At 66.8% G+C, this 12,814-nt stretch carries 12 protein-coding genes and 1 pseudogene; 8 read left to right on the top strand and 5 right to left on the bottom strand.

Going from position 1 to position 12,814, the window contains the following annotated elements:
• Nucleotides 1-26 precede the first annotated feature (26 nt).
• Nucleotides 27-944, top strand: coding sequence for an SDR family NAD(P)-dependent oxidoreductase (locus H293_RS0132455; protein ID WP_020121990.1), 918 nt, complete (start codon nt 27-29; stop codon nt 942-944).
• A 270-nt stretch (nt 945-1,214) separates the two neighbouring features.
• A pseudogene (locus H293_RS60465) lies at nt 1,215-1,575 on the top strand (hypothetical protein); the annotation flags it as partial.
• A gap of 134 nt (nt 1,576-1,709) precedes the next feature.
• On the opposite strand, the gene H293_RS0132440 reads toward H293_RS60465, so the two are convergent.
• Nucleotides 1,710-2,483 (bottom strand): TIGR03084 family metal-binding protein, encoded by a 774-nt coding sequence (locus H293_RS0132440; RefSeq protein WP_028808390.1) that lies wholly within the window; start codon nt 2,481-2,483, stop codon nt 1,710-1,712.
• Between the two features lie 251 nt (nt 2,484-2,734).
• Here H293_RS0132440 and H293_RS55425 point away from each other — a divergent pair, with 251 nt between their 5' ends.
• From H293_RS55425 to H293_RS0132425, 3 genes are all read left to right on the top strand, one after another.
• The gene (locus tag H293_RS55425; protein ID WP_078612726.1) at nt 2,735-2,968 is read left to right on the top strand and encodes a transposase; all 234 of its coding nucleotides are present in this window, start codon (nt 2,735-2,737) and stop codon (nt 2,966-2,968) included.
• Between the two features lie 269 nt (nt 2,969-3,237).
• On the top strand, nt 3,238-3,831 hold the full coding sequence (locus H293_RS0132430; RefSeq protein WP_020121986.1) for a winged helix-turn-helix domain-containing protein: 594 nt from the start codon (nt 3,238-3,240) through the stop codon (nt 3,829-3,831).
• Nucleotides 3,832-3,865: 34 nt separating this feature from the next.
• Complete coding sequence (locus tag H293_RS0132425; RefSeq protein WP_020121985.1) at nt 3,866-5,137, top strand: MFS transporter; 1,272 nt, start codon at nt 3,866-3,868, stop codon at nt 5,135-5,137.
• A gap of 80 nt (nt 5,138-5,217) precedes the next feature.
• Here the strand turns inward: H293_RS0132425 and H293_RS57580 are convergent, their stop codons facing one another.
• Complete coding sequence (locus H293_RS57580; protein ID WP_020121984.1) at nt 5,218-5,430, bottom strand: hypothetical protein; 213 nt, start codon at nt 5,428-5,430, stop codon at nt 5,218-5,220.
• Between the two features lie 876 nt (nt 5,431-6,306).
• Between H293_RS57580 and H293_RS0132415 the strand changes: the two genes are divergently transcribed.
• The 3 genes from H293_RS0132415 (at nt 6,307) to H293_RS0132405 (ending at nt 10,323) form a co-directional block, all read left to right on the top strand.
• Complete coding sequence (locus tag H293_RS0132415; RefSeq protein ID WP_020121983.1) at nt 6,307-7,356, top strand: terpene synthase family protein; 1,050 nt, start codon at nt 6,307-6,309, stop codon at nt 7,354-7,356.
• Between the two features lie 237 nt (nt 7,357-7,593).
• Entirely contained in the window at nt 7,594-8,928 is a 1,335-nt protein-coding gene (locus H293_RS0132410) for a cytochrome P450 (RefSeq protein ID WP_020121982.1), read from the top strand.
• Nucleotides 8,929-8,976: 48 nt separating this feature from the next.
• Nucleotides 8,977-10,323, top strand: coding sequence for a cytochrome P450 (locus H293_RS0132405; protein WP_020121981.1), 1,347 nt, complete (start codon nt 8,977-8,979; stop codon nt 10,321-10,323).
• Between the two features lie 64 nt (nt 10,324-10,387).
• Here the strand turns inward: H293_RS0132405 and H293_RS50400 are convergent, their stop codons facing one another.
• From H293_RS50400 to H293_RS53860, 3 genes are read right to left on the bottom strand one after another with little or no spacing between them, the layout of a single operon-like run.
• Nucleotides 10,388-11,419, bottom strand: coding sequence for an alpha/beta hydrolase (locus H293_RS50400; RefSeq protein ID WP_020121980.1), 1,032 nt, complete (start codon nt 11,417-11,419; stop codon nt 10,388-10,390).
• A gap of 39 nt (nt 11,420-11,458) precedes the next feature.
• The gene (locus tag H293_RS50395; protein WP_020121979.1) at nt 11,459-12,136 is read right to left on the bottom strand and encodes a nitroreductase family protein; all 678 of its coding nucleotides are present in this window, start codon (nt 12,134-12,136) and stop codon (nt 11,459-11,461) included.
• On the bottom strand, nt 12,133-12,711 hold the full coding sequence (locus tag H293_RS53860) for a cupin domain-containing protein (protein WP_020121978.1): 579 nt from the start codon (nt 12,709-12,711) through the stop codon (nt 12,133-12,135). Before H293_RS53860 ends, H293_RS50395 begins: the two co-directional genes overlap by 4 nt.
• Nucleotides 12,712-12,814: the final 103 nt, after the last annotated feature.

Genomic DNA, 12,814 nt, shown 5'->3' with positions numbered 1-12,814 from the left:
CCGATCCCACAGAGAGGGACGAGATCATGGGAAGTGACTACTTCAGGGCGCTCTACTCCCGCGCTGTCGAGGCGGGTGACAGCCTTGATGTGCTGTGGGACGAGCAGCGAATGCCGTTCGACTCGATCGAGAAGCGCCTGACGGACCTGCTCGACCTGCGTGGCCGGAAGGTGGTCATCACCGGCGGTGGTGGCGCGGGGCTCGGGCAGGCCTGCGCCAATCGGTTCGCCGGCCTCGGTGCTGACGTCGCTCTGGTCGACATCAAGGTCGAGACCACGGATGCGTCCGGAAGCATGCCGCAGTACTCCGGTCCGGACCCGCACGGCGTGGCTTCGCGTGTAGCCGAGAAGTGGGGGACCCGGGCTTTTGGCGTCCACGGCGACGCGACGGACTGGGATGATGTCCAGCGGTGGATGGCGGAATGCCACGAGCTGCTGGGCGGGATCGACATCCTGGTCAACAGCGCCGTCGACGTCGCCGTGGTGGACTTCAGCACGGCCACGCGACAGGATCTCGACCGGTCCATCCGGGGCACGATGGCCGGACCGATGTACGCGAGCAGGGCTGTGCTCGACTACATGATCCCGCAAGGTCGCGGCCACATCATCAATATCGGCAGTGCCTCCGCGAACATGCCGAGTGCCCCGAAGAACCTTCTCTACGGCACGGGCAAGAGCTGGCTCGCCTCGTTCACCAAGTTCCTCGCGGCCGAGGTAATCCACCACGGCATCCGTGTGGCCGGGGTGAACCCGGCGTCGATGGTGCGCACGAAGGAGAAGATCCCGGCGTTCAACGACATGTGGTTCTACTCCCTGGTCCGCAACCAGCTGGGCCGCTACCTCCTCCATGAAGAGACGGCGAACGTGGTCGCGTTCCTCGCCTCGGACGCGGCGAGCGCCATCGTCGGTGAGGTCATCGGCACCGACGGGGGATCCTCTCTCTGACGAGAAGAGGCGTGTGTGGGTGATCGCCGCAGGGGGTGTCCGAGTCCCAGCACGCTGCGTGAGCGACTTCGCCCCGCCGATCAGACGATCGACGGGGCGAGCGAGGCCTGGGGACCCGGCATGAGGTAAACGCATCGCCTCACCTGTACGGGTCCCCGTCGCATGATGTCCGCCTCTACTTGGTGGTGCGGTAGGCGGAGTGGATGGTCTGGGTCAGCGTGTTGCCCTTGGCATCGGTGAGTTGTACGACGGCGGGCACAACTTCCCCCTGGCACCGCCCGCCTGCTGCCCCGACTGATCAAGGGCCGTACCCGCGGGCCGGGCCGGTGTTCGTCACCCACCGCAAGCCGGGCCCCGTAAAGCTCGTCAGCCCGCGCGACGTGTGCCCGGACACCGGGCTGGTCCGGCTGTCGTACGGGCAGGACCGCGCCTCCTGGACGCGCACACGGCTGTCGGGGGTGTGGCGGGGACGGGCTGGGACCTGCACGAGTACCGGCACTTCGGCCTCACCCACCTCGGTGAGGCCGGGGCCAGCCTGCCGATGCTCATGGCGAAGTCGCGGCACAAGAAGCCGGAAAACGTGCGGCGTTGCTTCCCCTCTCGGCTGAGAGCCTGTCGGGTGGCCGGCTGATTACGCCGAGCATGCGCTGCTGATGGCCCCGGAGTTGTCGTACTGGCACGCACTGCGTGACCATTTCGGGCCGGCGTCGCCGAGGGCAGATCGCTGCCGTCACGCTCGCGCGTGATCAACCGTCCGGCACGTTTTCAGAGGAAGACGCGCGCCAACTCCAGCCACTTCTGTGCGTCCTTGCCGGTTGCCGTTATATCGGTCTCGGACCAGGGGCGACGCCGGGTGACACAGAGGCAGAAGTCCATGGCGCTGCCCCGTAGCGTTTGGGCTGCAGCCTCGGGACCCCACACCCAGGTCTGTCCGTCAGGTGCTGTCAGCTCGACGCGGATGGGGTCCGCCGGCTCAGGCAGTCCGACGGCGGCGAAGGACAGCGTTCGTCCCAGCACCCCCAGCAGAGCCACGTGCTGCAGTCGATCGGTCGGAGGGTGCGCCACGCCCACAGCATCGAAGACGTCTTGCCCGTGGGCCCAGGTTTCCAGCAGACGAAGGGGAATCATCAGGGCCGGGGTGATCTCCGACATGTACCAGGGGGATGCGTGGTCCCATGGCGTGTCGCGCAGCGCCGCCGCGAGGTCCGCTCGACCGGCCCGCCACTCGTCCAGGAGTACCGCCCGAGGTTTGGCCGCTCCCTCGGCGGCGGCCTTGTCGGCATGTTCGCTGCCTTCGGCTTCCGCCCGCGCGAGCTCGGCGCTGAACGCGTCCGGAGTGCGCAGGGCGATGAGTGCGTTTGCGTCCGACCATGCGAGATGCGCTATCTGGTGGGCGACCGTCCAGCCCGGTGCCGGTGTCGGTATGGACCAGTCGTCAACTGCCGTGACCAGGACGTCGAGATCATCGCCCTCAGCAACCAGCGCGGCCAGGACACCGGCGTCATCCACCTCGGGGACAGCGAGGCTGTAGTTCAGCATGGATGTCATGATGCCCTCTTCCCTGATACCCACCGGAGGCGGGGCTCGACGCACCACGGACCACCGCGATTCCTCAACGGTGGCCAAAGGGTGTCAGGGCTGGGCACGTGAGTCGCTTGACGGTTACGACCTGCCCTCCAGGCACGACGACGGCCCCGGAATGATCACGTGGTGCGTGCCAGTGCGACAAGTCCGAGGCCGTCAGCGGCCGATGGCGGATACGCCAACTCCGTTGATTCCACGCTGCTTTCCTGGGCCCGCGACGCGTTGGGCATCATCGTCGAGATTGTGAGCGGACCGATGACGTCAAGGGATTCAAGGTTCTGCCCCGACGCTGGGTGGTGGAGCGAAGTTGCGGCTGGCTGGTCCGCAACTGTCGCCTCGCCCGCGACTACGAACGGCTGACCGCGACGTCCGAGGCCATGATCAAGGTGGCGATGATCCGGCTCATGCTCGTCCGGATCGCCGGACAACCAGCACGGTGAAGCCATGAAGCCCACCGCAAGACGGCCTGCTCCAAAACCGTCGAGGACCTCATCGCCGCGTAGCCAATCGGCCACCCGACAGGCTCTGAGGCGATCGCCGAGGTCACGATCCTTCTCGCGCCCGGAGACATCAGCCGCTGACCTCGTCGGCGCCGTCAAGCGAGCTGAGATGGCCGTCTTCAGTCCCCTGCGCACAGAGCCGGGCTACTCGGCCATACAACTCTGAAGCAGTTATTGCGAAGTTTTCACTTCATACCTACGGTGAGCGCATGCGACCGAAGCACGAGCCTGAGCAGATCACCGACCTGTCACGTTTGCGGGCGTTCATGAACCCGCTACGGATGCAGCTGTACCGGCTGCTGTACGCCGCGGGCACCGCGACCGCCTCTCAGCTGGCCGAGCAGGTCGACGAAACGCCCTCGCTGGTCAGCTACCACTTGCGCAAGCTGGCCGAGCACGGCTTCGTGACCCAGGCGAGTGGCCAGGGCACCGACGGCCGCGAGCGCTGGTGGCAGGTGGCATCTGAAGAGGGCTGGGGCTTCCGTGACTCGGACTTCGCGGACACGCCCGAGGGAGCCGCCGCCGTCGGCGCGGTGACCCGAGGGATCTTCGACACCCGCGTCGCACAGTACCGCGCGTATCTCGACCAGAAGTCCGCCTGGGGGAAGGCGTGGACCGACGCATCCTTCAGTTCTGAGTGGCTGCTCGACCTCACCCCGGCCGAACTCGCCGAGATGAGCGACGAGCTTGAGGCGCTGGCCCGGCGCTGGCGGGAGCGCGGCAAGGCCGCCAAGGCGGCCGACGACACCGAGGACCGCGAGCACGTGTCTGTGCACCTGTACGGCTTTCCCATCCGGCCCTGACTCAGCCGAATTCCCCATGTACTTGGAGCCCACCATGGCCACCCCAGAGACGGTCCTGCCCAAAAACGCCGCCACACCGGCTCACCGCGACGGCAACGTGTTGCGCTGGCTCACCGCCTACACCGTCTCCCTCATTGGCGACAGCGTGTACTTCGTCGCCCTGGCCTGGTCCGCCCAGAAGGCCGCCGGTCCTACCGAAGTCGGCCTCGTCATGGCTGCCGGAGCAGTACCGCGAGCGTTACTCATGCTCGGTGGGGGCGTGGTGGCCGACCGGTTCGACCCCCGCCGGGTGATTCTCGGCAGTGACACGCTGCGCTGCCTCCTCATCCTGGCGGTGGCCGCCGGTATCGCACTGACGGCGCCGGCCTTGTGGATCCTGGTCACGGTGGCACTGGTCTTCGGAGCCGTCGACGCGCTGTTCGTACCCGCTGTCGGTGCTCTTCCGCCCCGGATCACCGCCCCCGACCAGTTGGCCCGGGTCACCGGCATGCGCTCGCTGTCGACGCGCCTCAGCCAGATCGCGGGCCCGCCGATCGGCGGTCTGGCCATGGGACTCGGTGGACCCGCAGCCGCCTTCACCACCGCCGGACTGCTCATCGCCCTGTCCCTGCCGCTCCTGCTGACGATACGGATGCGACCCCTCGTGGCGCCCGACGCGGAGCGGCCGGAGCCCGGAACCGCGCGGCAGGAGCTGCTCGACGGCCTGCGCTACATCCGCCGCCACCGCCTCATCGGCCCGCTCGTCGCAGCCGGCGCCGTCTGCGAACTCGGCCTCACCGGCACCCTCAACGTCGGCATGGTGCTCCTCAACGCCGAACGGGGCTGGGGTCCTTCCGGCTACGGCTGGATCGTCAGCAGCTTCAGCGCAGGTGCTGCGGCCAGCGCCGCGTTGCTCGCGATCGCCGGTTGGCTGCCGCGTGCCGGCCTGATGATGGCCGGGACGCTGCTCGTGGGCTGCGCGGGTGCGGCCACGATCGCTCTGGTGCCGACCCTGTGGCTCGCCGCGGTGCTGGCTGCGGTCATCGGGCTGTGTGCGGGTGTCTTCGGCAGTCTGGACAACGCCCTCATACAGACTGCGGCGGACCCGGCCTATCTCGGCCGGGTCACCTCCGTAGTCATGCTCACCATGGTCGGTCTCGCCCCCCTCAGCTATCCGCTGGTCGGCGCCGCGATCGGAGCTTGGGGCGCCGCCCCGGTGTTCGTCGCCTGCGGCATCTTCGCCAGTTTGGGCGTGGGCATCGCCCTGGCCTCCGACGCGGTGCGGCACGCCGAACTGCCCCGGCAGCGGCCACGCGTGACCATCTAGGCAATCCAACCGCAGCTCCGCCGACCAGCCCGCAGCAGGGGCTGGTCGGCGTCTCCCGATGATTGGCCGTCACTCGCCGTCTACGGCATCCGGATCGCGCAGTGGACGCAAGCCTCCGGGCAGGTCGGGGAGCTGGAAGGAGTAGCGGCCGAGACGGCCGGTACCGGGGCACGGAGTTGGCCGACGCGCATGTCGGTCAGTGAGGGGGCCTCGTACATGGAGGTGTACCCGCTGTTCGCGTTGAGGTGCAGGAAGAACAACCCGCCCGTGGGCTTGGCCTCGCCGTCCGGCACGGTGACCTGGACGGGCTTGGCTTACGGGCGTCCATGACCACTGTGGGGTCCTTGGTCGGCGCGAACTTCGGGTGCAGCAGGAGGGAGAATGCACTGTCGGCGCCGGGGGACCATGCCCTCAAGGTCGTAATGCCCCTTCGGGAGACGGAGGGTGACCTCGGCCCGGAAACCCCTCTGTGTGGATGTCGCTCAGTGCGTGAGATAGAACGTTCGGTCTTGACAGGCCGCGGGTGCGGCTTTAGGTTCGAGACTGAACGTTCTCTCTAGGGGGTGTGTCTCGTGAGTACCTGTATCCCGCGTCGCGTCGGCCGCCTGTGCCCGGCTTGGCGTGACCGTCGGTCCGGCCGGGGTGATGGCACATGACCATCGCGATACAGGGGCGCAGAGTTGCCAGAGGCATCGCCCCCCGCCTGGTCGCCGTCGATGGTTCCGTGGCGTCTGTCGGTCAGCCCTTCGGCGGCGCAGCGATCATTCAGGTCGCCGCCAGGGACAACGATGTCAAGGCCCTGGCGCGCTTAGTCGCGGACAAACCCTGCCTGTTATCCCGGGCATAGAACTCCGTACCGGATGCCACGGACGGGTCCATCCTCTCCAGACGTGCTCAAGCGTCGTCGCCGGTGGCGTGATCACGACCATCTCCACGGACCGGCTGAGTTCAGTTCGGTGTACCGACTCGCTTCGCCATGAAGTACGGGACGCCGAGGGTGATCGCGTGACCCTGGACGCCAAAGTTTCAGGATGTCCGCAGCAAGGGCCAGCCGTCCCCGGCGTGATCCCGCATGTCATCCGTCCCGTCACTGCGCCATCGGGCGAAAACGGCAGCGAATTCTCTTCCCTTACGACTCAACCCCCCCCATCAATTCGCAGGAGGTTCCCATGCATGGACTCACTGAGAAAGAAACCGTCATCAACACGACCGGAGTGGCCCTGCCCTACCAGGTGCGGGTAAACCCGTACCTGGAAGACTCGTACGCGGAGTCCGAGAAATGGGCACGCGCCATGGGGATGCTGATGACGGATCGCCCGATGTCCGGAGGGATCTGGACGCCGGAACGGTTCCGGAGGATCGCAGTACCCGAACTCGCCGCCAAGATCGCCCCGGACGCGGAGCCGGCCGATCTGCTCCTCATCAACCAGGCGATGGTCTGGATCTTTGCGTACGACGACTACTTCACCTTGGCCTACAAGCAAGTGCGCGACAGGCAAGGCGGATGGGAATACGCGCGCAGACTGTGCGATTTTATCGATACGGACCCCGGAACATCCGTACCCGCACCGCGCGACGCGGTGGAGCGCGGGCTTGCCGACCTGTGGCCCCGCCTCGCGACAGGCCGTTCTTCCTATTGGCGGCGGGAATTCACGCGAGCCATCCACGATTTCATCATCGGAGCCGCGCTCGAGCTGGAAAACATCTGCGACGACCGGGTGCCCGACCTCATCCATTTCATCAAGCTCCGGCGCCAGACATTCGCCGGCGGCACGGGGGCATGCTTCGCCGCCATGTCCACAGGGGCTGAGATTCCTGCACGCCTCCGGGGCACGGAGGTAGTCGACTCGCTCCTGGACGCCTTCATCGATGTCATGGCGCTGGGGAACGAGGCCGTCTCCTACGACATGGAGATCAACGAGGAAGGTGAGGTCAACAACCTCATGCTGGTCCTGCGGGACCTCACGGGTGACGACCTCGGTACGGCGCACAAGATCACTACTCGTCTCATCGTGGACCGAGTCGTGTATTTCAACCACGCGGTGAATATCAAGTTGCCACAACTCGCCGCGGACATCGGCCTGTCACCAACGGATCTCGCGCAGATGAAGGTCTGGGTCCGGGGCGCCGAAAGCTACTTGTCAGGTCTGTATGACTGGTACGACTCGTCCGCGCGCTACAGGGCGACTTCCAAGGCGCCGGACGCGAGGACCATCTGACGTGGCGGTCCATCCGTCCGACGTCCCGCCTTGGTGCCCATAGACCGTGACCGTGACCGTGACCGTGTCCGGGCCGGTCACCGGCACCACGCGACGCGGTACTGCCGCCAACGTCATTCAGCTCACCCAACCTCCATGCGGTCCGGTTCCGCGGCCTGACTGTCCGCTCAGTGGCGCTCCGAGCGGAGCAGCCGACCTCGCTGCTCATTCCGGGCTCCGTAAAAAGGAGAACACCCGATGACCACGACCACCGTCCCCCATCTTCCTCCGTCGGCGCGGGGGCGCCTCCCACTGATCGGACACGCCCTGCAATTCGTCCGCGGACCGCTGAACGTCCTTCAGGGTCTGCGCGGCCAGGGCGACATCGTCGCCCTTCATGTGGGAAAGCTGCCGATCTACGTCGTCAACTCTCCGCAGCTGCTGCACCGCGTCCTCGTCACCGATGCCGACTCCTTCACCAAGGGCCGCATGTACGACAAGACACGGCCTGTCGTCGGCAATGGCCTCGCCACCTCGGAAGGCGCGCTCCACCACCGGCAGCGTCGCCTGATCCTGCCCGCCTTCCACCGCCCTCGCCTGCGCGGCTACAGCGAGGTCATGCGGGAACAGGCGGAAGCGGTCAGCGCCTCCTGGCAGCCGGGACAGCGCATCGCCGTCGACCGGGCCATGCACACCATGAGCGTGGGAACCACCGTCCGGACCCTGTTCGGCACCGGCATCGACAGCGCCACCATCGCCGAGATCGACCACTGCGTGGGCGTCTTCCTCACACAGATCATCGTGCGCACCATGACGCCGAACGTCGTCGAAAGACTGCCTCTCCCCGGCACCCGCAATTTCGAGGCAGCACGCAAGCGGCTCAAGGCCATCGTCGACTCGATCCTCGACGTGCGCCTCCGGGCCACCGAGGAACCGGACGACCTGCTCACCCTCCTCCTCGCGGCGCGCGATGAAGAGACCGGCCAACCACTGAGCCGCCGGCAACTCCACGACGAGGTCGTCACCATGCTGGTCGCCGGCGCGGACAGCACCGCCTACACCCTCGCCTGGCTCCTGTACGAACTCGGCCGCAACCCTGCCATCGAGGCGCGCCTGCACCACGAGCTCGACACTGTCCTCGACGGTCGCCCCGTCACCTTCGACGACCTTCCGCGACTGCAGTACACCCAGCGACTCATCCAGGAAACACTCCGCCTCCACTCCGTCTCCTGGATCCAGATGCGCCGCACGATCACCCCCGTGACACTCGGCGACATGCATCTGCCCGCGGGAGCAGAGATCTTGTTCAGCGCGACAACCATGCACCGCGACCCTGATCTGTACCCCGACCCCTTGCGCTTCGACCCGGACCGGTGGCTCACGCCGCCCCGGCGTGAGTCATTCCAGCCCTTCAGCGCCGGTCCCCGGAAATGCCCAGGCGACCACTTCGCCCTCACCCAACTGGCGATCGGCATCGCCACGATCGCCGCCCGCTGGCGACTCGTCCCCGCCACCCGCGCCAAAGTGAGGGAAGTCCCCGCCGCAGTGCTGCGCCCCAATCGCCTCCCCATGGTCGTGCAGGCCAGGGACTGAGACGACACAGGTACTGGAACCTCCCCACGCCACACATCTGGAGCGATCATGAAGAAGTTGCCTTCGATTCCCGCCGCGCCGAAAGGGCTGCCCCTGGTCGGTCACCTGCTGCCGCTGCTGCGCAACCCGACGGCATTCCTGGACTCCCTGCCCGCCTACGGAGACATGGTCAAAATCCGTGTAGGTCCCTTTTCCATGGTGGTGTTGTGTGATCCAGGCCTGACCCATCAGGTCCTGCTCGACGACCGCACCTTCGACAAGGGCGGCCCGATCTACGACCGAGCACGGGAGGTGAGCGGCAACGGCATCGGCACCAGCCACCACGATGAACACCGGCGGCTGCGACGGCTCGTTCAACCCTCGTTCCATCCCTCCCGGCTTCCGGGTTACGCCGAGACCATGACCGCCTGTATCGACGAGACGGCCTCTTCCTGGCGATCCGGGCAGATTCTGGACGTCCCGGCCGAGATGATGGCGATCACTTCCAAGATCGCGATCGCCACCCTGTTCTCCGGCGCACTGTCCCAGGACGAGCTCGACAAGCTCCTGGACGCCAGCATGACCCTTCTCGCGGGCTTCTACCGGCGCATGTTCCTGGTACCGCCACTGGACCGGCTGCCGCTTCCGAGCAACCGCGCCTACACGCGCGCCCGCAACCATCTTCACGAGGTCTGCGGCCAGATCATCGCCCAGCGCCGAGCCGACGGTACCGATCATGAAGACCTGGTCTCAGCACTGCTTGCGGCCCACGACGTGGAGACCGATGGGCGGGGTATGACAGACGCGGAAATCATCGACACGATCGTGGCGATCCTGCTGGCGGGCATCGAGAACACCGCATCCGCCCTGGCATGGTCGCTGGACTTCCTGGCCCAGCATCCCGAGGTGGAACGGCAGTTGCACGCCGAGGTGGACACCGTACTGAACGGTGCCGCGGCCACTCATGCCGACCTGCACCACCTGGAGTTCACCAACCGTGTGATCACCGAAACGCTACGGCTGCGTCCACCGGCTTGGTTCTTCACCCGCACGGTCACCGCTGACACCCATCTGGGCGGGCACTTCCTCCCCGCCGGAACCAATGTGGCGTACAGCCCGTATCTCATTCACCACCGGCACGATCTCCACAACGCTCCCGAAGACTTCGACCCTGACCGGTGGGACCCTCAGCGCCCTCAGCCGCACCGTCACGCCATGATCCCGTTCGCGTCGGGCGCCCGTAAATGCCCCGGCGACACCTTTGCGATGGCGGAAGCCACTCTCGCCCTCGCGAGCATCACTGCACGCTGGCAGCTGGAACACGCGCCAGGTATTGAGAGGCGCCCCGCTCTGAGTCTCACACTGAAGCCCCGTGCACTGCCCATGCGCACACGTCCTCGAACCGTCGTCCGATGATGGGCTGGTGGGCATCAGCCCGCTGGATCCGCGTGCTGATGTCCAACGTGCCCGAACAGCACACCTAGTTCTTCAGCAGGTTCGCGCGGAGGAGTTCGTTGATCAGGCGCTCGGTCTCGGGTCCGTTCTCGGGCAGCTCGGCACCGTGGGTCTGAGGAAGGCGCCGCATCGTCACGGTGACTCCGTCGTCGACGAGACGCCGGGCGTAGGCGCTGCCTTCGTCGCGCAGGATGTCGTAATCGCCGAGAACGACGAGAGTGGGGGGCAGGCCGCGGAGGCTGGGCGCGTGCATGGGGGAGGCGTAGGCATGATGTGCGTCGGCCGGTGAGGCCAGGTACATGTCCCACATTTCCAGGGCGTTCTGGCGGGTCATGATGTATCCCTCGGCGAAGAGGTGCATCGAGGTGGTGTTGCAGCTGCTGTCGGTGACCGGGATGTTGAGCACTTGCGCGGAGAGGGCCGGCCCTCCTCGGTCACGGCTCATCAGCGCCACCGCGGCGGTCAGGTTGCCGCCGGCGCTGCCGCCGCCCACCGCGAGTCTGGCCGGGTCGACACCGAGCTGGTCGGCATGGGACGCGACCCAGGTCAGTGCCGTGTAGCAGTCTTCGACAGGGATCGGAAACTTGTGCTCCGGTGCCATCCGGTAGTCGACGTCGATGACGACGACGCCGAGTTCTCGGGCGCGCGCGCCGTGCACCGTGGCGCCGGCACGCAGAACGTCGAGTCCGCCGCCGATCCAGAAGCCTCCGCCGTGGAAGTGCAGATAGGCGGGCGCCGTGGTCACCTCGACGGGCCGGTACACGATCGCGTTGATCGAACCGGCCGTGCATTCGGGGCAGCCGGACCATCCGCATTCCCCAGTGACGGGGATGCGGATCTCGCTCACCTCGACACCTTCGATGGTCGGCAGCGACCTGGCGCCTCCGCTCATCTGGGCCTGCTGCTTCGCGCGCTCCTGCGTGACCTCGGTGAACCACGCGTCTCGTGCGACAGGGTCGGCCGGCGGCTGCCTCACGGCGGGAGCCGGGCTGTTGGCCAGAAGGGGCGTGATCTGTTCGATGATCTCGCGAAGTCGGGGTTCCCTCACCAGTTCCATGGATGCGAACCCTATGGTCCGCATCCATGGATGTCTATATCAGATACCGTATCTCACTCGGGTGGCTCGTTCCGAGGCATCCGTCGGTCCCGAGGCCCAGGGCGCACCGAAACGTCCACGGTACATCGTGGGGATGACCGGCTTACGGGTCACTGGGCCGTAGCGGCCGACGGGGTAACCGAGGGGGATGGTGGCGCCGATTTGGAACGTGGCCGGGATGGCGAAGCGTTCGCGGACGGCAGGTTCGTTCTCCAGATGATTCGTGGTCATCGCCGCCCCGATCCCGAGGCCGCGGGCCGCGAGCAGCAGGTTCTGCGTCGCGGCGTAGACCGACGACCACGCGAAGCGGACATCGGGGTGGTCCCGGTCGGGAAACGCGTTCTCGATGAGAGGCAGGACAAGTACCGGGATCTGATCGAAGTCGAAGATGAACTGCCGGTACCGGCGCTGCCCTCTGGCGGCTGCCGAAGTGTCGGCGGGCGCCGGTTCGGGGAACCGGTGGCCGACAGCCTCGACGAGCATGTCCCGGAACCAGCGGCGGTCCTCCGGTGCCGTCACCACCAGGAACTTCCAGAGCTGGCTGTTGCCCGCGCTCGGAGCGCGGGTCGCGTAGTGGACCAGCTTCTCCAAGAGTTCGTCGGGGAGCGGGTCGGGACGCAGCCGCCGGATCGATCGGCAGCTCTCCAGGGCCTCGAAGAGATCGATCTGATCGGTCATGCCACTGCCTCCTCGGCTCGGTTGCCGCGGCTCCAGAGGTGGCCTTTGGGGAGAGCCAGCACCGCGAAACGCGTCTCGCCGTCCGACGAGCTCTTGTGCCCTTGCCCCTCGAAGTCCTCGACGAGGCAGACGTCGCCCGCCCTGAGGGTCCGTCGGCCGCCGTTTCCGCCGACCTCGACCTCGAACCCGCCGGCGAGCACGACGAGCAGACTCGTGCCGGGCTCGGTGTGCCAGTCGGAGCTCATGGACGGTGACAGGCACACGAAGCTCAGCGCGTTGACCTCCTGCGTCTTCTCGGCCGGCGCCGAGAAGAGGTCGTCGAACGGCGACAGGTGCGCGACCTCGCCGTCGGAGAACATGCGGAGCAGCCGGGGCGACCCATATGCCGTCCGGCGGCCTTCGTCGAGGGACGGCGGCACGGTGCCGACGGGAAGCCAGGCCGGTTCGACCTCGACCTCAAGGTAGGAGCAGTGGGACGCCGCCCGGATGTGCACAGGTGCTTCGAGCGGACCGGGGACATCAAGGAACAGCACGTCACCGGCGCCCAGCCTGGCCCGCATGTCGGGGACGATCACCTGGACTGTTCCTGAGACCACCAAGAGCAGCCGGCGCGCGCTGTCGCCGCTGACCTTCTCGAGCAGCCCTGGAGGTACTGCCGCTGAGCGTACCTGCCGCACA

It is taken from the genome of Streptomyces canus 299MFChir4.1 (assembly GCF_000383615.1).
Classification (GTDB): Bacteria; Actinomycetota; Actinomycetes; order Streptomycetales; family Streptomycetaceae; genus Streptomyces; species Streptomyces canus_C.
The sequence above is the reverse complement of the archived record's forward strand: the minus strand, read 5'-3'. Positions and strand labels throughout refer to the sequence as shown.

Excerpts from the sequence above, each read along its gene's own strand:
- H293_RS0132415 (WP_020121983.1), top strand. The coding sequence starts at position 6,307 with ATGCATGGACTCACTGAGAAAGAAACCGTCATCAACACGACCGGAGTG.
- H293_RS0132430 (WP_020121986.1), top strand. The coding sequence starts at position 3,238 with ATGCGACCGAAGCACGAGCCTGAGCAGATCACCGACCTGTCACGTTTG.
- H293_RS50395 (WP_020121979.1), bottom strand. The coding sequence starts at position 12,136 with ATGACCGATCAGATCGATCTCTTCGAGGCCCTGGAGAGCTGCCGATCG.
- H293_RS0132455 (WP_020121990.1), top strand. The coding sequence starts at position 27 with ATGGGAAGTGACTACTTCAGGGCGCTCTACTCCCGCGCTGTCGAGGCG.
- H293_RS0132410 (WP_020121982.1), top strand. The coding sequence starts at position 7,594 with ATGACCACGACCACCGTCCCCCATCTTCCTCCGTCGGCGCGGGGGCGC.
- H293_RS0132440 (WP_028808390.1), bottom strand. The coding sequence starts at position 2,483 with ATGCTGAACTACAGCCTCGCTGTCCCCGAGGTGGATGACGCCGGTGTC.
- H293_RS50400 (WP_020121980.1), bottom strand. The coding sequence starts at position 11,419 with ATGGAACTGGTGAGGGAACCCCGACTTCGCGAGATCATCGAACAGATC.
- H293_RS0132405 (WP_020121981.1), top strand. The coding sequence starts at position 8,977 with ATGAAGAAGTTGCCTTCGATTCCCGCCGCGCCGAAAGGGCTGCCCCTG.
- H293_RS0132425 (WP_020121985.1), top strand. The coding sequence starts at position 3,866 with ATGGCCACCCCAGAGACGGTCCTGCCCAAAAACGCCGCCACACCGGCT.